The sequence below is a fragment of the Exiguobacterium sp. s83 genome, from assembly GCF_018617095.1.
Taxonomy (GTDB): domain Bacteria; phylum Bacillota; class Bacilli; order Exiguobacteriales; family Exiguobacteriaceae; genus Exiguobacterium; species Exiguobacterium profundum.
On sequence record NZ_JACSJP010000002.1, the window covers coordinates 26921 to 47244 of the forward strand.

A 20324-nucleotide genomic window follows, 5' to 3' on the forward strand; every position below is an offset into this window, starting at 1 on the left:
GGATGAGTGATGCGATTCAAGTCAATACACCACCGCATAGCGTGGAAGCGGAGCAAGCCGTCTTAGGGGCAATCATCCTCGATTCGGATCGGTTGATTACGGCCTCAGAGCGTGTCGACCCGGACGACTTTTATCGTGTCAGCCACCAGCGCATCTTTGAAGCGATGCTAAAAATCAATGACCGAGGCGAGCTCGTCGACTTGGTAACGCTTAGTTCTGAGTTGCAGGCGCAAGGGATTTTAGACGAAATCGGGGGCCTCAACTATTTGGCGGAGGTCGCGGAATCCGTTCCCGCCATCGGGAACATCGGCTATTACTTGAACGTCGTCGACCAAAAAGCGGCACTCCGTCGACTGATTCGAACTGCGACCAACATTGTCTCGGATGGTTATGAGCGTCAAGATGAGGTGGATTCTGTTTTATCTGATGCCGAGCGAAATATTCTAAAAGTATCGCAGCGAAAAGGACAATCGAGCTTCCACCCGATTGGTTCTGTCTTATCCGATGCGTACTCGACGATTGAAAAGCTGCATCAGTCGAGCGGTGAAATCACCGGGATTGCGACCGGGTTCACGGATTTGGATAAGATGACGGCCGGTTTCCAACGAAACGATTTGATTATCGTGGCCGCCCGTCCATCTGTCGGGAAGACCGCGTTCGCCTTGAACATCTCGCAAAACGTCGCGGTCCGTACGGGTGAGAACGTCGCCATCTTCAGTTTGGAGATGGGTGCCGAGCAACTCGTCATGCGTATGTTGTGTGCGGAAGGGAACATCGATGCCCAGCGCCTCCGGACCGGTCGTCTTGAAGCGGAAGATTGGGGTCGTCTCTCCCTTGCGATGTCGTCGCTCTCCCAAGCAGGCATCTACATCGACGATACACCGGGTCTTCGGGTCAACGAAATCCGAGCCAAATGTCGCCGATTGAAGCAGGAACATGGCCTCGGGATGATCATGATTGACTACTTGCAGCTCATCGTCGGGAACGGGAAACCGGGCGAGAACCGCCAACAAGAAGTATCGGAAATCTCACGTACGCTCAAAGCAATCGCACGGGAACTACAAGTACCGGTCATCGCCTTGTCTCAGCTCTCACGTGGCGTAGAGAGTCGTCAAGACAAGCGACCGATGATGTCCGATATCCGTGAATCGGGAGCAATCGAGCAGGATGCCGATATCGTCGCCTTCCTCTATCGTGATGACTATTACGATAAAGAGAGTGAAGACGCCAATACGATTGAAATCATCATTGCGAAACAACGTAACGGTCCGACCGGTACGGTCAAGCTCTCCTTCAGGAAAGAGTACAACAAGTTCGTCAATATGGAGACGCAAGCCTTCGCACCACCGATGTAACGTCGGTGGTGTCTTTTTTTTGTATAGGATTAGATCAAAATGACGAACGAATAGTTACATCTTATATAAAACGTTCGGTATTCAATTGACTTTCTTGCTTTTCAAGTGTACACTTACGGATGGTTTGAACAGAACGTTGATTAATAAGGAGGATTCATTATGTCATCAGTAGTCGTAGTGGGAACGCAGTGGGGCGATGAAGGGAAAGGGAAGATCACCGATTTCTTATCGAAACAAGCCGAAGTCGTCGCGCGTTATCAAGGGGGAGACAACGCTGGTCACACGATCGTCTTCAATGATACGAAATATAAACTTCACCTCATTCCGTCTGGGATTTTCTATTCGGATAAGACGTGTGTCATCGGGAACGGGATGGTCGTCAACCCGAAATCACTCGTGACAGAACTCGCTTACTTACATGAACGGGGTGTGAGCACGGATAACCTCCGGATCTCGAACCGGGCGCATATCATCTTGCCATACCACCAGCTTCAAGATCGTCTCGAAGAAGAGGCGAAAGGTGACGCGAAAGTCGGTACGACACTGAAAGGAATCGGTCCAGCGTATATGGACAAGGCGGCACGTATCGGGATTCGCATCGCCGACCTTCTCGACAAAGAAGTGTTTGCGGAGAAGCTAAAGACTGTACTTGAACTAAAAAATCGCATGTTCGTGAAAATGTATGAAGTCGATCCAATCGAGTTCGATGACATCTTTGAAGAATACTACGCGTATGGTCAACAGTTCGCGAAATACGTGTGTGATACATCGGTCGTGTTGAACGATGCGCTCGACGAAGAGAAAAAAGTTCTCTTTGAAGGGGCTCAAGGGGTCCTTCTCGATATCGACCATGGAACGTATCCGTTTGTCACATCGTCGAATGCTGCATCAGGCGGCGTATCGAGTGGTGCCGGAATCGGGCCATCGAAGATTCATCACGTGGTTGGTGTCTGTAAAGCATATACGTCACGCGTTGGAGACGGTCCGTTCCCGACAGAGCTCGACGATGAGATCGGTCATACAATCCGTGAAGTCGGGAAAGAATATGGAACGACAACAGGTCGTCCACGCCGTGTCGGCTGGTTCGACTCGGTCGTCGTGCGTCACTCACGCCGCGTCAGTGGGATCACAGATCTTTGCCTCAACTCAATCGATGTGCTGACAGGTCTTGAGACGCTCAAGATTTGTACATCGTATGAGTATGAAGGAAAGCATCTTGACGAGTATCCACCGAACTTCCGCGTCCTTGAGAAGTGTGTACCGGTATACGAAGAGCTTCCTGGCTGGACAGAGGATATCACAGGGGTTCGTCGCTTTGAAGACCTTCCGGAGAACGCACAGCGTTACGTGCGTCGCATCGAGGAATTGACAGGAATCGAATTGTTGACGTTCTCGGTCGGACCGGCTCGTGAACAGACAGTCATCTTGCGTGATATTTACGAAGCATAAGAAAGGGAGCCACCGGGCTCTCTTTTTCTATTTCCACGGAAATGGACCACGCTTTCTAAGCTGTTTAAAAAGAGTTACAATGTAGGCATGTACGTTTAATGATAAGAGGAGGACTCACTGAATGGATCGTACGATTTTAGTGGTAGATGACGAACAACCAATCGCAGATATATTGAAGTTTAAACTTGAAAAAGAAGGTTACCAGGTGCACGTTGCCTATGACGGTGAAGAAGCACTCGTCAAAGTAGAAGAGATTCAACCGGATCTCATCTTGCTCGACATCATGCTTCCGCTCAAGGACGGCATGGAAGTATGCCGTGAGGTGCGGAAGAAATACGATATGCCGATCATCATGTTGACGGCAAAAGATTCCGAGATCGACAAAGTACTCGGACTAGAGCTCGGCGCAGACGATTACGTCACAAAGCCGTTCAGCTCACGTGAATTGTTAGCCCGTGTCAAAGCGAACATGCGACGTCATGCGACAGCACCGGCGCCAGAAGTAAAAGGAGCCAACGCGAACGATATCGTGATCGGCGACTTGACGATTCATCCGGATTCGTACATGGTGACGAAACGGGATGAGAAGATCGAATTGACACATCGCGAGTTCGAATTGATTCATTACCTCGCCCAAAACATCGGGCAAGTGATGACGCGGGAGCACTTGCTCCAAACGGTATGGGGCTATGATTACTTCGGTGATGTGCGTACCGTGGATGTCACAGTACGTCGTCTTCGTGAAAAAGTTGAGGACAATCCATCGACTCCGACGTATATCATTACGCGTCGTGGCGTCGGGTATTATTTGAAGGCAGGAGAAGAAGATTAAACGATGAAACGGACGAACTTCTTTAAATCAATCCAGTGGAAGCTCGTCGTCATCTATGCGCTGCTCATTCTCGTTGCGATGCAAGTCATCGGCGTGTACTTTGTTCGTTCTTTGGAACGGCAATACATCAACAACTTCTCGCAGTCACTTGTCGACCGGGCGAACCTACTGAGCTATAACATCAGTGAGGGGACTGCCGCGAACGAGAGTGACTTGACCACGGACCAGCAGTTGAACCAGTTACTGGATCAGCTGCTGTCTGAATTTACAGAGAGCACGACGCTAGCTGACGACATTCGAGAAGTCCAAATCATCGACACGAACAGTGTCGTCCGGGCAACCTCGAACCAAAATAATCAAAGTCTCGTCGGACAACGGACCGCGAGCACGTTCATTCAAAAGTCATTCGCGACAGGCGGGGCGCAAGAGACGCTCGTCTATGAAGATTCAAATGACCGAATGCGCGTCGTTGCCGTTCCAATCAAGTCGGAAGTGGACGGTACGACGACCGGGATGATCTATATCGAGGCATCGATGAAGTCCATCTACAACCAAATGGAACAAGTGACACGTATCCTCGCAACGGGGACGTTGATCGCACTCATCATCACCTCGTTCCTCGGAATTCTCTTATCGCGCACCATCACGCGACCGATTGCCGATATGCGGAGGCAGGCCGTCGAGATGCGGAAAGGGAACTTCTCACGAAAAGTTAAAGTGTATTCGGATGACGAGGTCGGTCAACTCGCTTACGCATTCAATGAATTGACGGATGAGTTGATGGAGGCGAACGCGACGACGGAAGCCGAACGACGCCGCTTGACGAGTGTCCTTGAGAACATGTCCGACGGTGTGGTTGCGACCGACCGCTCGCTACGGGTCATCTTGATGAACGACCAGGCGCGCGACATGATTGGGGTCGATGAAGAAGAGGCGATGGGGACGAATCTACAAAATCTCCTCGCATTCGAAGAGGAAATCATCATTCCGGAAGACGGCACGATGCCGACAAAACTGATTGACCTCAGTACGGACGAAGAATTGTTCCTCGTACGTGCCTATTTCTCACCGATTCAAAAACATAGTGGACCAATCACAGGTCTCATCGTCGTCTTGCATGACGTCACGGAACAAGAACAGGTCGAACAGGACCGCCGTGAATTCGTTGCGAACGTCAGTCATGAATTGCGGACACCGCTCACGACGATGCGTAGTTACTTGGAGGTTCTTGCAGAAGGTGCTTATCAGGATGAGGAATTGGCGCCACGTTTCTTAGAGACGACGCAAAACGAGACGGAACGGATGATTCGCCTCGTCAATGACTTGTTGCAGCTCTCGAAGATGGACAGTAAAGAATATAAGATGCAGAAGGTGAAGTTCGACTTCGTGCAGTTCTTTAACGATATCATCGACCGTCATGAGATGACGAAAGGGGATGCGATTCAATTCCGTCGCAAACTGATGAAGCGTCGCGTCTACGTGCATGCCGATCAAGATAAGATGACTCAAGTCATCGACAACATCATCACGAACGCCATCAAGTTCTCACCAGAAGGTGGGACGATTACGTTCCGGACGATGCTTCGGGCGAAACGCCTCGTCATCGGCATCAAAGACGAAGGGGTCGGGATTCCGAAGTCGAACTTAAAGAAAATTTTCGAACGTTTCTATCGTGTCGATAAGGCGCGGGCGCGTAACATCGGTGGTACAGGACTCGGTCTATCGATTGCCAAGGAAGTTGTATCCGCTCACGGTGGCGACATCTGGGCAGAGAGTGAATTTGGAAGAGGTACAACGATTTACTTCACGATCCCGTTCGATACGATTGTGGAGGTGAATGATTGATGAAACGGTTTACGATTGCAAAGCCGGAACTGTGGAAGTCGTTCATTTTGCTCACGTTAATCGTCACGTCGATTGTTCAAACCATCATCTTGTGGGACTACCATCCCACGTATCAGGCCGTCCAATCTGAAACGCAACTCACGACGGTGGACGAGTCATTGCAGCGTCGAGCGGACCAGGTCATCATTCCCGTTCAAGCGGTCGTGCATGACAACAATGCTGTGTTCGCTTCAAAGAATACACCGAAGCAACTGATGCGTGTCATTCGGGATTCGTTTGAAGCGAGTGAGTTCAAGCCGCTCGCTGTGAAAAACGTCCCGAGTTTCTATACGGATATCAACGAGGGACTGGAGTTGATCTTACCGGAGGCCTACTATGCGGACACGCTCAGCTATATGCTTCCAGGAACGTATAGTCTGTCTGGGAAGATTCCACAGCGAATCCTCATCTATATGGATGACAGTGCGTTCAACATTCGTGCCATCATGAGCGACCAGTCCATTTGGGAAGGGAAGTTGACGAAAGTCGGAAACGGCGATGTGAACAGTCTTTTCTTAAAAAACTCGAGTCGAACGATGAAGCGCGTGACGTATACGGATGAACGCGTGAATTATATCCCGGTCGTCGGACCTGAGATGAATGAGTTGTTCGCGTATGACGTGTCGTCGATTCAAATCGACACTCGTCTCGACTGGATGCGAGATACGTTCTTCCCAGGTGACCCGAACGTTCAAGAAGTCGACCCGGCAAGCTCGGTCGGGGCGTTGACGAATGGTGTCAGTGTGGCGGAATATGATGCGAAACTGAACGCCAGTCGCTATCGAAACCTGTCTCGGAATAGCACCGAGCGTGATACAGCAATCGGGTTAGATTCCATTGTGGAATTCGTGAACTTCCACGGGGGATGGGTCGATGAAGCGTCTGAGAATCAAGGGCTGTCCCTTCGATTCGATGCCATCACACCGGCCAATAAAGGATTTGAAACGACCGTGTTCCGTTTTCACGTGAAAGGGTATCCCGTCTTCAGTCAGCGTGAGGCGTTTATCAACAACGATGCCATCGACTTATCCACATTACGTGTGGAAAACGACGGGGCACAGGTCCGGTCAATCACACGTAACCACTTGGAAATCGATCGCCTGATCACAGTCGGCACGACACAGTTGGCTGATGCGGATGAGGTACTCGGTACGCTCATCAACTCCGGACGATTTGAGAACGTGACCGAGATTCGAATCGGTTATGAGATCGAATATAACGAGGACACAAGCCGCTATGTGACGTTTTCACCGAACTGGTTCGTGCGTGAGGCGGGCCGTTGGGTCCCATACAATCAAGGAGACGATTGGACAGAAAGGATGATGTATCGTGGATTGGAGTAAAGCGAAAACGATTTTAATCTTCGCCTTCCTCGCCTTGAACATCTATCTGTTGTTTCAATTGCTGACGGAAACATGGGCGACCGAAGTCGTGACGAATGACAACACCTCGATCACGCAGATTTTAGACCAGCGGAACGTCGATCCGGCAAAATTGCCACGGATGGGTCGAGATATCGGCTATTTGACGGGTTCGTCTGAAGAGATGTCAGCTGCGATGATCACGAAAAATCGGGAGGCGCAGCTCGCGACGACGCTCGACAACATGCAACTCGAAGTCGAGTTGAAACAACCCGTGCCGCTCGATGCGAAGGATTTGCGGACGACCGCTTCGACGTTTGTAGCGGAATATGTTCCGTTTGGAAACGAGTACGCCTACTGGCGCTACGATGAAAAAACAAGACAGGTTGCTTTCGTACAAACATTCGAGGACAACAAGATTTTTTCAGCACCTGAAGTCGAGGGTGGCACGGAAATGTACATCGGTCCGTCCCTCATCCTCATTCAGTTGAACGAGTCGTTCGAAGTGACGGATTATAAACAGCGTCATTTAAAAGACCTCTCGTCAAAAACGCAAGACGACCTCGTGTTGACGGCCAGTGAAGCCATCTCACAACTCGCGTCTCGGAAGTACTTCCAACCGAACCAGGAGATGCGGGCCATCAATACCGGATTTTACAGTTTACCGCTCGACAGCTCTGGCAGTTTGATTATCATGCCACCGCTTTGGTCGATCGGGATTGATGATCAGGTCTACTTCGTCAATGCGATCGATGGAACGGTCGAGCACGTGGAGTTTGAAACGAAAGAATGAAAGGAGTGATTGCGTGACTTTACAGTATAGTGTGTTAGCGAGCGGGTCGACCGGAAACGCCCTCTATATCGAGACGGAACGGACGAAGCTGCTCGTCGATGCCGGTTTGACCGGAAAAGCGATGCAACAGCGCATCGAAGCCATCGGTCGGTCGTTTGACGGAATCGACGCACTGCTCGTCACCCATGAGCACTCCGACCATATTAAAGGTGTCGGGATATTAGCACGTAAGTATAATTTACCGATTTATGCGAATGCGAAGACATGGGCAGCGATGGAATCACTGATTGGAAAGATTGATCCTGCCTTGAAGTTTCAAATCGAAGTCGGAGACGTGAAACAGTTCGGGGATATTGAAATCGAGACGTTCAACGTGAGCCATGATGCGGCAGACCCGATGTTTTATCAGTTTGCCCATGACGGGAAACGATTAGCCCATATCACCGACACGGGTTATGTCTCGGACCGGATGAAAGGAATCATCCGTGGAGCGGACGACTTCATCTTTGAGTCGAACCATGACGTCTCGATGTTGCAGATGGGGCGTTATCCATGGAGTGTCAAACGACGAATCCTCGGCGACTATGGCCACGTCTCGAACGAGGATGCAGCCATCGCGATGAGTGAGGTCATCGGTGACCGCACGAAACGGATCTATTTGGCCCATTTAAGTAAAGACAACAACATGAAGGAGCTCGCGCAGATGAGCGTCTCGCAAACACTCGGCATGCGAGACGTCGATTTAGGTCGAATCAAATTGTGCGATACGGACCCGACAATTCCCACTTCACTCGTTTCTTTATAAGGAAACTTGGGAAAAGACAGGTATCACACTGTCTTGAAGGGGGGACGCGTCGTGAACGAAGAGAGACACCATGAGTATGAACCTCAAGACGTCGAACCTGAAGTACACGAAGCAACAGAAGAGAAATCGACGTATCCGTCTCGGAGCGAATGGCGACCGAAGCAAGAGGAACACGTACGCCATAAGCCGAGACCAAATATAAAACCGTTGTTACTCGGAGGGGTTGGCGGATTCTTAGGAGCGGCTTTGTTTTTTGTCATCGTCATGCTCTGGGATTCGCCGACCTCTCGTTTTGTGACGAATGAACTGACGCGGACCGAACAGGCCGTCACCGTCACCGAATCGGACGTCACAACCGCTGTCCTTGGGGCGAAGCCGTCCGTCGTCAGCATCACCAATATCCAGCGTGCGTTCACCTCGGACTCGCAATGGGAGGCGGGTGCCGGATCCGGTGTCATCTATAAAGTAGAAGGAAACACGGCCTATATCGTCACGAACTTCCATGTCATCGAAGAAGCGGACGAGGTCAACATCGCCTTTTCTGATGGTCAAATCGCATCGGCAACCATTTTAGGCGAAGACCCGCTCAACGACTTGGCTGTCGCCGAGGTCGAGTTGCCGAAAAACATCGATGTGGAACCGATTGTCCTCGGGGACTCCACCGTTCTCCAAGCTGGCGAGACCGTCATGGCCATCGGAAATCCGCTTGGTGTCTTCTCAAACTCGGTTACGCGTGGTATCGTCAGTGGTGTCGAGCGGACGGTGCCGGTCGATACGAACAGCGACGGCTTGATGGATTATAACGCGGAAGTCATTCAGACGGATGCGGCCATCAACCCGGGGAATTCGGGTGGTGCCCTCATCAACATTCGTGGAGAGCTCGTCGGAATCAATTCGATGAAAATCGCCGAGGCGAGCGTAGAAGGGGTTGGATTCTCCATTCCCGTCAACGTGGCGCTACCGGTCATTGACATGTTAGAACGCGATGGCAAGGTGACACGGGCGCAGCTCGGTGTCACGATTCAGGAAGTCATCGCTGTACCCGGAAACGTCCGAGAAGAGTATGGAATCTCCTTCGACCAGGAAGACGGTGTCTTCGTCGAAGAAGTGACACCGGGTAGTCCGGCTGAAGAAGCGGGACTACGTGTTGGAGATGTCATCACGAAAATCGGAGACCGGGAGATCAAACGATACGTCGATTTACGCGATGCGTTGTATCGGGACGCGACGGTCGGTGATACAATCTCCATTGAGTATTTACGTCGTGGGGAAGCAAGCGAAACCGAGGCGACATTAACTGAAGCAACATAAAGAAGCGGCAACGCTTCTTTTTTAAGGAGGAAAAACTGTGGAAAAAAAAGTATGCAAGGAACATGTTGAAATCGCTTTAGACATCATTGTGGATGAAACAGGGGAATACCCGTTGCTAGAGGAATTATCCACAAGTGAACACGTGACATGCGAGTTCTGTGAAGCCGATGCAACATATATTGTGTCAAGCAAAAACTAATTATCAACATGTGGATTTGTGGATAACTCTGTGGATAACCCTATGGATAACTCCAAAAAAACTGTGGAAAAAGGAAGAATTGGATGAATATTTCAATTATCACGGTCGGCAAACTGAAAGAAAAATATTTAAAACAAGGAATTGCCGAGTATACAAAGCGGCTGTCTGCCTACGCTAAAGTGCAGGAAATCGAGGTCTCAGACGAAAAAGCACCCGAGCATTTGAGTGAGGCAGATATGTTACTAGTAAAACAAAAAGAGGGCGAGCGGATTTTGGCGAAGATATCCCCAGATACGCACGTCATCGCCTTGGCGATTCAAGGAAAGCAGCGGACGAGTGAAGAGTTCGCTCGTGAACTTGATCAACTCGCGACGTACGGAAAGAGTAAAATCGTCTTCGTCATCGGAGGATCGCTTGGTCTGTCGGACGATGTGATGAAGCGAGCGGATGATACGATTTCGTTCTCGAAGATGACGTTCCCCCACCAACTCATGAAGCTCGTGTTGTGTGAACAGATATATCGGGCATATCGGATTAATCGGAATGAGCCGTACCATAAATAAATGAGGTTTTTTAAGTTTAATTTTCAAATATTTAATAAAGTGACATTCGAAAAAGGTAAGGCATCAATCAATTTCAGATTGATACCTTACCTTTTTTGAATACTTGCTGTATTAATCTTCTTGTAAATCATCCGAATTATTGAATGAATAAATGGAAGTACCTAAAAGTTGAAGAGCTAAATAATAGTCTTTATAAGACTTCTCATACTCAATCCAAGCCCTTTTAGTGACTGTTCGTCCATTAATATATGCGTTATAAACTTTCTCTAACGAAGACCAATTACGAGAAAGAGTTATATAGAAAATTCCTAACCCATGCTTCAGGATATCATTATCGATATTTTCTGAACTATCTTCATTTATAGATGACACTCTATTTTTAATATCTTTGAACAACAAAGTTATTTCAGATTTATCGCTTGAAGAAAGAGTATGATATAAAGGATTTTTTTGAAGATGAGAATGCATTATGGTAATAAAATAGTATAATTGTATTAAATTGATTTGATGTTCTTTATATTGTTTTTTCGTTTTTTTGAAATTTGCTACTTTCTCTTTTTCGTCTTTAAATCTTACGGTGAGAACTGTGGTATAAATTAATGTGGCTGCTGCAATTGCGGAATAAATTAGTCCTCCCCATATTCCAATCCATTCCTTGAAGCCGTCTTGTAGTACAAAATAGATAAGTAAAACAAAAAAAATAACGCAAGACCCAATTAATTTCAATTCCCTATTTACATTAAAATTTGTTTCTCTTTTAAGCCTAAAGTCATTTTTAATAGTTTCTTTAGCGTATTCTTTGAATAGAGACACATTATCTAACTCCTTACACGGTTTTATTTTCATTATAATTCAAAATATATCAAATTGGAGATAAATAATGGAGGAAATAACTTTTTTCAATAATGGTTTGTCAAATCAAGCGCAACTCTTCCTCGGTGAAGACCTCGTGTGCGGTTTTCCAGTTCAGGCACTTCCTCGTCCGCCCGTTGATCTTTGCGAGCGCGTTCGCTGAACTCCTTGCCCCGGTCCGTCGTCGCCGGCTCTTCCGCTCGAGGAACGTCGCGACGCACGCCTTCGATATCCCTCGTTCGTAGCCGGGTTTTTTATCTGACTTCCCGAGCCCCAGATAGGTCTATATTTTCACGCGTTCCGTTGTTGTAAGATGGGTGTAGCTCATGATATTTCCTCCGTCTGAATGTGTGTTGTGGTGACTTCATTCTAAACGAGGAAAGCGTTATGGGCTTTTTATATTCGCTTTTGGGTGTTGCACTTAATTTTATAATTCATCGAATATAAAAAGGAGGATGGCAAATGAAATATTTTGCGGAAAGGAATAACCAACTTGCAGATAATTTCTCTATTGACTTAGAGGACTTAAAAAAGTATTTTTACCAGACTTATAGATATTTCGAGGAAAAGAATTATTTCGAGATGGCTTATAGAGGGGTATGGGTACATGAAAACTATAAAGAAATTCAAGTACTTCCTCCGTCGATGTCACCTTCGCCAGAGATTTTTTTCATAAATCATTTAAGAAGTGACGAGGTGTACCCAATCTGGGATCATCATGAAAGTTACAATGAGGAACAGTTATTTACTGTTATTGAAATTTTGTATAATCATATTTGTGTATATGATTATAAGCAGAAGATATCCGACAAGAGCATCCCCAAAGAAGAGTTTGCTACCCATATGAATAATTTATTAAGATTTTATAAAGGGGGCTATTCCTTAGATGTAAAGAATGGTTTTATTATGGAACAGCCAAACGATTCATTGCTTGCCTTACTAAAAGAAGAGCCTCCGAAAGAGATGGGGGCTGGAGTAATTGAACAATTAAAAACAGCTATGCGAATGTTTTATAGGTATGATGCAAATGAAGAATCTCGGAAAAAGGCTATTAATATATTAGCGGATATATTAGAACCTCTACGAGAGGAGTTAAAAAGACTTCTTAATAAAGAATATGAAACTAACAAAAATAAGCATGACAAAATCATTTTCGGGATAGTGAATGATTTTAATATTCGACACAACAATGAGAAACAGCTCACAGAGTATAACAAAGGTATTTGGTACGAGTGGATGATGCATTATTACACAAGTGTTATTTACGCATACTACAAGTTGAAAAGTGAAATGTCGGAATTGTAAAACGAGTAGACTATATTTTGCGGAGTAGAAATAGCAAATATTAATCTAAGTATTGGCTATAGTCGTAGTAAGTCGCTTAGCTGTTTAGGAGGAGGGGTACCTATGAAAAATCCTGTGAAAGTAAAGCTTGATTACTTTTTTGAACGGAACAAAACCTGGTTTTATTCAGTAATCATTCTGCTGTTAGCCTTGCTAACCTTATATATTTTCTTTTTATTGCAAAGCACAACTGTGAATATGAATATTAGTGCCTCGATGATAGGGATATTCGGTGCAATATTGGGTGCAATCGTTGGTGGTGTTTTAACCCTTTTTGGTTCTATATATGTTAATAATAATCAAATGCGATCTAAATCCGCCATTCAGCGGAAAAATATAATTTACAAGCCTTTGTATGATGAATTGATCGAAGTGAGAAATATACTAAACGAGTCAAACCCTTATCCCACTTATGTTACTTTTACAAAGGGTCAGCAAACAATAAAGCCACATCCACAATTTTCTGCTTGGGGAAGAATTAAAAATGATAGTAGATATATACAAACTCCACGATATTTATCCGAAGGCATGGAGGAATTGTACGAAGTAGTTATTGAATATTTGGAGAGTTTCCCGAAAGCCAGTGATGAGATACAGAACAGAATTAATGAACTATTATATGAACGACATAAAACAAAATTTACATTAATGAATTTGAGCGATATTTTAATTTCAGGATTGATTTTAAAGAATAACCCAAAGGGTGAACTCTTTAAAGATTACTTTGAAATGGGATTGAATCCAAGAAAAAGCTTAACTGAAGAAGAAATAATAGAATTTGAGAACTTGGTCTATGAGGAGTGCCACAAGTTAAATTCCGTAAAACAGTTAATTGAATCTTACAATAAATGGATTGAAAAACAGGACAATTTGATTAATATGCTAAGTTCTTTGATTAAATTAATCAGTATGAAATACGAAAAACATAATGGGAATTATTAATGGGGTGTCTTCATGAGATATGGATTGAGACGTTGTGACGTGAAAAGGATTATTGAACAAAGGCTTAACAGCAACCCTGATATTTTCTATTATATAGAAATAGATCATATTGATGAGTTGGTAGAATTAATTACAGAGGGTGTTGCAGATGCAATTGAAGAAAATAATAGAAAATTGATTGATGACATAACAAGGGAAATAAAAAGATATTGACGGTTATATAAGTGAAAATAATTCATGAATGGCTGACAAGGGAGACAACAATAGCTTCCCGTCAGCCTAAATTAATCCATTACCTTTAAATCACCACAGGGAACCGTACTATAAATAAATGAACTGAGCCAAAAAAGTTAGACACTAAATAATTTGTCAGGCGACTTCGAGAACCTGGGTCTGGTATTCCACCGGGCTCAGGTTTTTTAGTCGTTTCTTGATGCGACGATGATTGTAGTACTCGATGTAGCGCTCGAGCTCCTGTTTGAAATGAGCCATGTCCTCAAATTTCCTGAGATAGAGTAGCTCGGACTTGAGCACGGTGAAGACGCTCTCGATGGCCGCGTTGTCGAGACAGTTGCCCTTTCGGGACATACTCTGGGTGATGCCGTGTTCGCGAAGCTTCGCCGTGAACGCTCGAAATTGGTATTGCCAGCCTTGGTCAGAATGGAGGATCGGCCTTCTATCGCTATCGAGTCTCGCGATGGCTTGGTCCAACATCTCGCCGATGAATGGATACTTAGGCTTATCTGACATCGTATAGGCGATGATTTCACGGTTTGCCAGGTCCATCATCGGTGAGAGATAGAGTTTCTCCCCGAAAAGGTGGAACTCGGTGACATCGGTCACCCACTTCTGGTTTAGGCCTGTGGCCTGGAAATCCCGTTCGAGGAGGTTCGCTGCGATCGTTCCGACCTCTCCCTTGTAGGAACGATATTTCTTCATGCGGACGAGGCACTTGAGACCGAGCTCGTCCATAAGACGCAACACTGTTTTCGGGTCGTGCCTGAAACCTCGGCGCTCGAGTAGCGCATGGATTCGCCGATAGCCACAACTTCTTTCGTGTTCGTGGAAGAGGGTCTGAATCGCTTCCTTCACGTCCGCATACTTGTCATCGGCCGTCAGGCGCGTCCGCCAATAATAGTAGACGCTTCGAGCCATATCGAGCACCTGAAGGAGCCTCGGTACAGGATAGGTGGCCCGCAGCTCGTCAATCACTTGGGCCTTGATCCCGTTCGTCGCGCTTCCTCTTCTTGAACCAAGGCTTTCAATTTTTTTAACGCTGCGTTCTCCATCTCGAGGAACTCGACCCGTTCCTTGAGCTTCTCGACCTCCGTCACCTCTTTGGGGTCCTGCTTCTTCCGTCTCGGCATCGGGGCACGTCCTTTCGGCTTGGCGGCCAGGCCCTCGGGCCCCTCCCGTTCGTATGTGGATCGCCAGGTGGAGATCATCCCGGGAGAGGACAGCCTGTACTTCAAGGACGCGTCAATCAAGGACAGTCCGTTGTCCGCCATATCGTTTATTACCCTTAGTTTAAACGCCGGCGAGTGGGCTGTATAGGACGGATCGAAGATCGTCTCGCCCCAGCGCTCATAGAGGAGTGCCCATTGACTGACTTTCTTACGGTCCACCCCGAACTCTTTTCCTAACGTTGTGCATCCGTCTTTGCCCGTCAAGTAGCGTTCGGTCACATGAATTTTGAAAGCCTTCGTAAATTTGACCATAAAAACACACCATAAAAGTTGGATTTTTATGTCCAACTTTTATGGGGCAGTTCAGTTACGCGGTTTTTGCTTTAGGACCCGGAAACCCGATTTATTTATGAATACTGGAGAGAACTTGAATTCAAAAACTAATTAGAGATAATAGTATAATTTATGTAACATCTATATTACGTTTGTCTTTTAAAGATTTAATGAAATCTATCTCAAAATAAATAATAAATATGAGGAGGAATAAAATGTTATATGATGATAAATTTATATCAAGTTTGCCTGAAGCAGAAGAAGCATGGAAATCGCCAATAGTAGTGTATGTTGCAAAAGAAAAAAATGAGCATTGTAAACAACTCAAAGTTTTTATAGAGCGATGGTTTGAGAAAATTGAGGAGGAGAAAAAAAATTCGTATTCTTCTCGTTTAAAAAGTTTAGACGATAAAGTATTTCTCGCTCAGGTAAGCGAGTTTTTTGTATACGACTTTTGCGATGAACTAGGTAAAATTCACCGAGATCCAAAACTGGAGAATGGGAAAACACCAGAATTGTTGTGGGATATAAAAAATCAAGAAGGTTTGTTGGATGTTGTGACATTATTTGACAATAGAGAGAGGGAAAAATCAAATAATGCGATTGACCACTTACTTAACTATTTGGGCGAACTTGAGCATTATTATAATTTTTCCGTTTGGTACGAAGATATTGATTGGAAGACTCTTCAACCTAAAAAAATCAAAAAAAGACTGATAAGACATTTAGATTGTCTTGACTTTCACAATATTGAAGATGATGAAGAGTTGATGATTAATGACTTCGGTTTTGTGGGAAGTTTTACGCCTATTCGTAAGGCAAATTATCAAAAAGAGAAAGTACGATTTTTTTCATTACTAGGTCCGGGAGAAGAAATTAAACCTAATACATCGATTGAAAGTCGAATTAAATCTAAGCTCAAGAAGTACAAGTGGGATGGTCCGTTATTTGTTGCTATTTGCAAAAGTGCAAGTTTTGGCGTTGATTGGGAGGACGTGGCTGAAGTTTTATATGGCCCCTCTCTGATTAGATATAACTCCAAGACGGAAAACTATGAGACCGTACTTGGAGAAGGTGGTATCTTAATGCCAAAAGAAAGAAGTGAACCAAAAAACACATCGTTGACCGGCGTTTTGTTCTGTGAATTAGAATGGAGAGGTGGGGGAATACCGGTATTTAAAGTTGGATATTTTATAAATCCTTTTGCGAAATATCCAATAACTTTACCTGTATGCACTTATCCAACTATAGAAAAAGATAAAGTAGTATTCGATTGGAAGCAAAATGAAAGGTGAACAAGAACGAGAGAACCTCATTTAAATGCGATACGGAGAGCCGTACCATAAATAAGGTTTCCATGCACAAAAAATCCTACCCAATATTTTCTTGAGTAGGATTTTTCTTGAGTTATAAATGAATCAAATGTGATCTAAATAATATTCATTAGATGTGTGTATAGGAATTTTGCTGTTTTTTAATCTTTTCGATTTCTCCTGTAGATTTACAAACTACCAAATAGGTATCATACCTATCATAAAGAACTACATTGTATTTACCATCTTCACGCAATTTAAATTCACTTATCTTCAAGCTAGTGCGATTAGTGTCCATTACCTCAGTAACACTATCTAATAATTTTTGTACATCCAAACCTTCACTTGTAGAAGGTGATTCAAGCACTTTTATAATAATGGACTTCACTAGATTTTTAGATAAATCATATGTTATCCCACTACAAATGACACCAATAATAAATTCTTCCCACCAACCACCTGCGCCTTGCTCTTGTCTATGAATAGATTTATTTAATTTTACTACGTCAATGTCATATTTACTTAACTCTTGTTTTAGTTCCGTGAATTTTTCCTCTGATAACTCATGAGTGTAAACTAACATATCTGGGTCGATGCATTCATTGATTTGTTCCTCAACGTTCTGCATATTTAAGTTTTCAAAGTAGCTTAAGATATGTTCATAACTCTCACTTTCATTTTGACTATTGTAATTCTCATCAAGATGTTCGTAGATATTAATTTCAATGATCACTTGAATGTCATTAAGACTTTTATTAACTCTTATATAAAAACCATCCTGTCTTTTATCACAAATTAAATTGCTCAAATCATTATAAAGCTTGTCTGCATCAATATTAATATCATAGGTATTTCTAAATTTCACAATTGAATTTGAAGAATCAGTTACTAATTGTTCAATATCATATTCTAGATATCTAATTTCTAAATATATCATCTCTGCCCTCCTAGATTTTCTCTATACTTTTAAACAAAATGTTACGTATAATTAACAAAAAAGTACTAATTTTTTGAAGGAGGATGAAGTTTTGAATATTATTACTAAAGAAAAAAGTAACATCAAGGATGCATTCGAATCTATTTTAAGAGCAGACTATATATCTATTGATGGATTTGATCAATTAGATAAATTAGAAGAGTATTATATTGATACATTTAATAACCTTGGATTACTTTTACAACGACAAGATAATTATTTGGCTGGAAGACGCGGAACTGGAAAAACTACGCTTTTAATGCGTGGATATTATGAATGTTTAAAATCAATCTCTCCGAAGTTAAGTAAAAAAGAACATTCCTTAGGGGATAAAAAAGTATTACCGATATATATAGATTTGAATAGTTGTAATGATTTATTTAAATCAGAGAATGAGCTTGAATTACTAGAAGTACATTTTATTAGACAGATTATCACGAATTTAAAAACCCAACTAGAAGTCATGTTTGATGAGAAGTATCTAATGATATTTGATAAAGAAAACCCTACACTAGATGATTTAGATTATATAGAAAACATTTTAATAGAAGGTTTGAAAATTAGAGAGTCTTCTAATATCTCTGTCCAAACTAACATGTTAAATGCCTTAGAAACTAGTGTTGGAGGAAAAATGAATTTAGCTAATCCGACTTTGCAATCTAATTTGAAGCAAAACTCTAGTTCTAATCATCAAAGAGAATTTAGTGAAATCAGGGGAGTAAGCATACAAGAATTTTTGAAAAAGATTAATGATATCAAGAAGAAAGCAAAAATTGATTCTATTTTCATTTTTTTAGATGAATTTTCAGATTTAAATAGTGAAGCACAATTGAAGCTATCTTCTATAATTAAAAGTTTGTTAGGAAATAAAATCAATATATTCTTCAAAGTGGGTGTTATCACAGACAGATATACATTTGGTGATAAAATAATTTTAGGTAGAGATTTGTATCCGATTTCTTTAGATTTGAATGATGTAGTTGAAAAATTAGATGGAGCGGTTAGTACTTTAAAAAAACTAGAATTACATATAGGTAATCTGATTGAAAAGCGATTAAGTGCGTTTTGTTCAGGTGTGACATACAGTACAATTTTTGATATGAAAAAAGATGAGTTATGCCATAGATTAGCAAGAGCATCGCTAGGTGTTACACGTACTTTAGGTTGGATATTACAAAATGCATGGATGCAATCTATGAATTCAGATGGAACATTTGGAAAAATAAAAATGCAAGATTTAAATTTTGGAATTAGAAGTGCAAGAAAAATGCACTATAAACAATTTCAGGGGAGTGTCAAAGGAAATCTAATACCAGGTTATTATATGGATATGTGGTCTAAAATTATAGAAAAAGCAGTGAAGGAGAAAAATAAGCACCCAGGAAGACCTGCTAGTCATATACTGTTGGACCCAATTCGGAAAGATTATATGAATATATTCTGTGAAAATTTTATGCTAACTCTTTTAGAAGAAAGTCGATCATCGAAAGCAGGTGGAAATTATAACCTATATGTAATTGATTATGATATTTGTATGGATTTAAATATTAAATTTGCTGAGGATAAAGATGAGTTTACAGCAATTCGATTTATTTATGATAGTGTTTTAAGTGACTTTGATCCATATTTTATAAAGGAAAAAATAAAAAGTTATAAATGTCCCAAGTGTGGTCTCATATATGAAGAAAGCGAAGTCGCACGAGCTAAGGTCAAAAGATGTCATGAAGATGATGAAAAGTTGGAAGAAATAATTCATAAAGAAGTTCCTATAAGTAAAGGTAACTTCGTTGAAGTAGAAACAAAGATATTAGGTTTGATAAATGATTTAAATGAGGATGAGGCTATGAGCGCCCAAGAGATTGCGGATGTCGTAGGATGTAGTAGACATAAAGTTTCTAACTGGGGTTCAAAAGTATTAGCTAGAAAGAAATTGATTAAAATAAAGATAAAAGACAATAAAAATTACTATTTCTCTAATAGTATCTAATTTTAATTGTTATTGTATGAATTTATTCGGGAAGTCAAAACTATTAAGAAGTCACGCGATTGAGCTTCATAATCAAAATCAATATGAAATATAGAATGATTTTAGTCAAAATACTACATCGATGAATAGGACGATGCGAAAAAGCAACAGGTCATCGAGATTCTCAACTACTACATCGATCGTGGCGGAGTTGTTGTTGCAATCCAAAAGGGTGAAACGTTACTCGGCTTTGCCGGACTGAACGGACAACCGCTCGGAACGGAAGGCCAGTATTTGAATTTAGGTTTCATTCATGTGAGTCGTCCTTGCCGAGGTCAGGGAATCGGAAAGCTATTATTTGAACGTGTCTGTCAGGCAGTAATCGAACGGAGTGCGAAGAAACTATACATCGAGGCGAATCCGGCCGTTGATACGTATCATTTCTATAAAGCGATGGGATGCATATTAGCCGAGGAGATGGTGCCAGAAGTGTACGAGGCAGAACCACTCGATCTACACTTGAATATGTCTTATCGTATCCTGAGACCGCATCGTAACGATGTGGTCTTTTTCATGCATAAAAACGCTCAACTCCAAGCTTTTCCTCCTGTGAAGAATTGAGGATTTCGAAAAATTGTGA

Annotated in this window: 20 protein-coding genes and 1 pseudogene; 16 read left to right on the top strand and 5 right to left on the bottom strand. The window is 43.2% G+C overall.

What is annotated here, in order from left to right:
* Positions 1-2 precede the first annotated feature (2 nt).
* The 10 genes from dnaB to rlmH all read left to right on the top strand — a co-directional run bounded on the left by dnaB (position 3) and on the right by rlmH (position 10552).
* The gene (gene dnaB / locus KNO73_RS09540; RefSeq protein ID WP_015880235.1) at positions 3-1355 is read left to right on the top strand and encodes a replicative DNA helicase; all 1353 of its coding nucleotides are present in this window, start codon (positions 3-5) and stop codon (positions 1353-1355) included.
* A 159-nt stretch (positions 1356-1514) separates the two neighbouring features.
* The gene (locus KNO73_RS09545; RefSeq protein WP_078145962.1) at positions 1515-2804 is read left to right on the top strand and encodes an adenylosuccinate synthase; all 1290 of its coding nucleotides are present in this window, start codon (positions 1515-1517) and stop codon (positions 2802-2804) included.
* 121 nt (positions 2805-2925) lie between these two features.
* A complete protein-coding gene (yycF, locus tag KNO73_RS09550) occupies positions 2926-3636 on the top strand; it encodes a response regulator YycF (RefSeq protein ID WP_215112407.1) in 711 nt (236 codons plus the stop codon).
* Positions 3637-3639: 3 nt separating this feature from the next.
* Positions 3640-5481 carry a cell wall metabolism sensor histidine kinase WalK gene (gene walK / locus KNO73_RS09555; protein ID WP_074035234.1) on the top strand — a complete coding sequence of 614 codons (1842 nt, stop codon included), beginning with the start codon at positions 3640-3642 and terminating at the stop codon, positions 5479-5481.
* Positions 5481-6863: a two-component system activity regulator YycH gene (gene yycH / locus KNO73_RS09560; RefSeq protein WP_159563197.1), complete on the top strand. Its 1383-nt coding sequence runs from the start codon at positions 5481-5483 to the stop codon at positions 6861-6863. Before walK ends, yycH begins: the two co-directional genes overlap by 1 nt.
* Positions 6850-7674: a two-component system regulatory protein YycI gene (locus tag KNO73_RS09565; protein ID WP_078145965.1), complete on the top strand. Its 825-nt coding sequence runs from the start codon at positions 6850-6852 to the stop codon at positions 7672-7674. The genes yycH and KNO73_RS09565 overlap by 14 nt, the downstream gene beginning before the upstream one ends.
* A gap of 13 nt (positions 7675-7687) precedes the next feature.
* Complete coding sequence (locus KNO73_RS09570) at positions 7688-8479, top strand: MBL fold metallo-hydrolase (RefSeq protein WP_015880241.1); 792 nt, start codon at positions 7688-7690, stop codon at positions 8477-8479.
* A gap of 51 nt (positions 8480-8530) precedes the next feature.
* Positions 8531-9790, top strand: a complete 1260-nt coding sequence (locus tag KNO73_RS09575) for a S1C family serine protease (protein WP_078145966.1) — start codon at positions 8531-8533, stop codon at positions 9788-9790.
* A gap of 37 nt (positions 9791-9827) precedes the next feature.
* Positions 9828-9989, top strand: a complete 162-nt coding sequence (locus tag KNO73_RS09580; protein WP_015880243.1) for a CxxH/CxxC protein — start codon at positions 9828-9830, stop codon at positions 9987-9989.
* 83 nt (positions 9990-10072) lie between these two features.
* Positions 10073-10552: a 23S rRNA (pseudouridine(1915)-N(3))-methyltransferase RlmH gene (gene rlmH / locus KNO73_RS09585; protein WP_215112408.1), complete on the top strand. Its 480-nt coding sequence runs from the start codon at positions 10073-10075 to the stop codon at positions 10550-10552.
* A gap of 111 nt (positions 10553-10663) precedes the next feature.
* Here rlmH and KNO73_RS09590 read toward each other — a convergent pair whose 3' ends face one another.
* Positions 10664-11365: a hypothetical protein gene (locus tag KNO73_RS09590; protein WP_215112409.1), complete on the bottom strand. Its 702-nt coding sequence runs from the start codon at positions 11363-11365 to the stop codon at positions 10664-10666.
* Positions 11366-11465: 100 nt separating this feature from the next.
* Positions 11466-11564, bottom strand: a pseudogene (locus KNO73_RS15175) (IS30 family transposase); the annotation flags it as partial.
* 302 nt (positions 11565-11866) lie between these two features.
* Between KNO73_RS15175 and KNO73_RS09600 the strand changes: the two are divergent.
* The 3 genes from KNO73_RS09600 to KNO73_RS09610 all read left to right on the top strand — a co-directional run bounded on the left by KNO73_RS09600 (position 11867) and on the right by KNO73_RS09610 (position 13903).
* Positions 11867-12709: a hypothetical protein gene (locus KNO73_RS09600; RefSeq protein WP_215112411.1), complete on the top strand. Its 843-nt coding sequence runs from the start codon at positions 11867-11869 to the stop codon at positions 12707-12709.
* A 102-nt stretch (positions 12710-12811) separates the two neighbouring features.
* Positions 12812-13690 carry a hypothetical protein gene (locus tag KNO73_RS09605; RefSeq protein ID WP_215112412.1) on the top strand — a complete coding sequence of 293 codons (879 nt, stop codon included), beginning with the start codon at positions 12812-12814 and terminating at the stop codon, positions 13688-13690.
* A gap of 12 nt (positions 13691-13702) precedes the next feature.
* Positions 13703-13903 carry a hypothetical protein gene (locus KNO73_RS09610; protein WP_215112413.1) on the top strand — a complete coding sequence of 67 codons (201 nt, stop codon included), beginning with the start codon at positions 13703-13705 and terminating at the stop codon, positions 13901-13903.
* A 156-nt stretch (positions 13904-14059) separates the two neighbouring features.
* Here the strand turns inward: KNO73_RS09610 and KNO73_RS09615 are convergent, their stop codons facing one another.
* Together KNO73_RS09615 and KNO73_RS09620 are read right to left on the bottom strand one after the other, a co-directional pair.
* Positions 14060-14902, bottom strand: a complete 843-nt coding sequence (locus KNO73_RS09615) for an IS3 family transposase (protein ID WP_215112414.1) — start codon at positions 14900-14902, stop codon at positions 14060-14062.
* Positions 14899-15408 (bottom strand): helix-turn-helix domain-containing protein, encoded by a 510-nt coding sequence (locus tag KNO73_RS09620; RefSeq protein ID WP_215112415.1) that lies wholly within the window; start codon positions 15406-15408, stop codon positions 14899-14901. The genes KNO73_RS09615 and KNO73_RS09620 overlap by 4 nt, the downstream gene beginning before the upstream one ends.
* A gap of 236 nt (positions 15409-15644) precedes the next feature.
* Here KNO73_RS09620 and KNO73_RS09625 point away from each other — a divergent pair, with 236 nt between their 5' ends.
* Positions 15645-16724, top strand: coding sequence for a hypothetical protein (locus tag KNO73_RS09625; RefSeq protein WP_215112416.1), 1080 nt, complete (start codon positions 15645-15647; stop codon positions 16722-16724).
* Between the two features lie 148 nt (positions 16725-16872).
* On the opposite strand, the gene KNO73_RS09630 is transcribed toward KNO73_RS09625, so the two are convergent.
* Positions 16873-17679, bottom strand: coding sequence for a hypothetical protein (locus KNO73_RS09630; RefSeq protein WP_215112417.1), 807 nt, complete (start codon positions 17677-17679; stop codon positions 16873-16875).
* Positions 17680-17770: 91 nt separating this feature from the next.
* On the opposite strand from KNO73_RS09630, the gene KNO73_RS09635 reads away from it, so the two are divergent.
* Together KNO73_RS09635 and KNO73_RS09640 are read left to right on the top strand one after the other, a co-directional pair.
* On the top strand, positions 17771-19705 hold the full coding sequence (locus KNO73_RS09635) for an ORC-CDC6 family AAA ATPase (RefSeq protein WP_215112418.1): 1935 nt from the start codon (positions 17771-17773) through the stop codon (positions 19703-19705).
* A gap of 174 nt (positions 19706-19879) precedes the next feature.
* Positions 19880-20305, top strand: a complete 426-nt coding sequence (locus KNO73_RS09640; protein WP_353047976.1) for a GNAT family N-acetyltransferase — start codon at positions 19880-19882, stop codon at positions 20303-20305.
* The last annotated feature ends 19 nt before the right edge of the window (positions 20306-20324 follow it).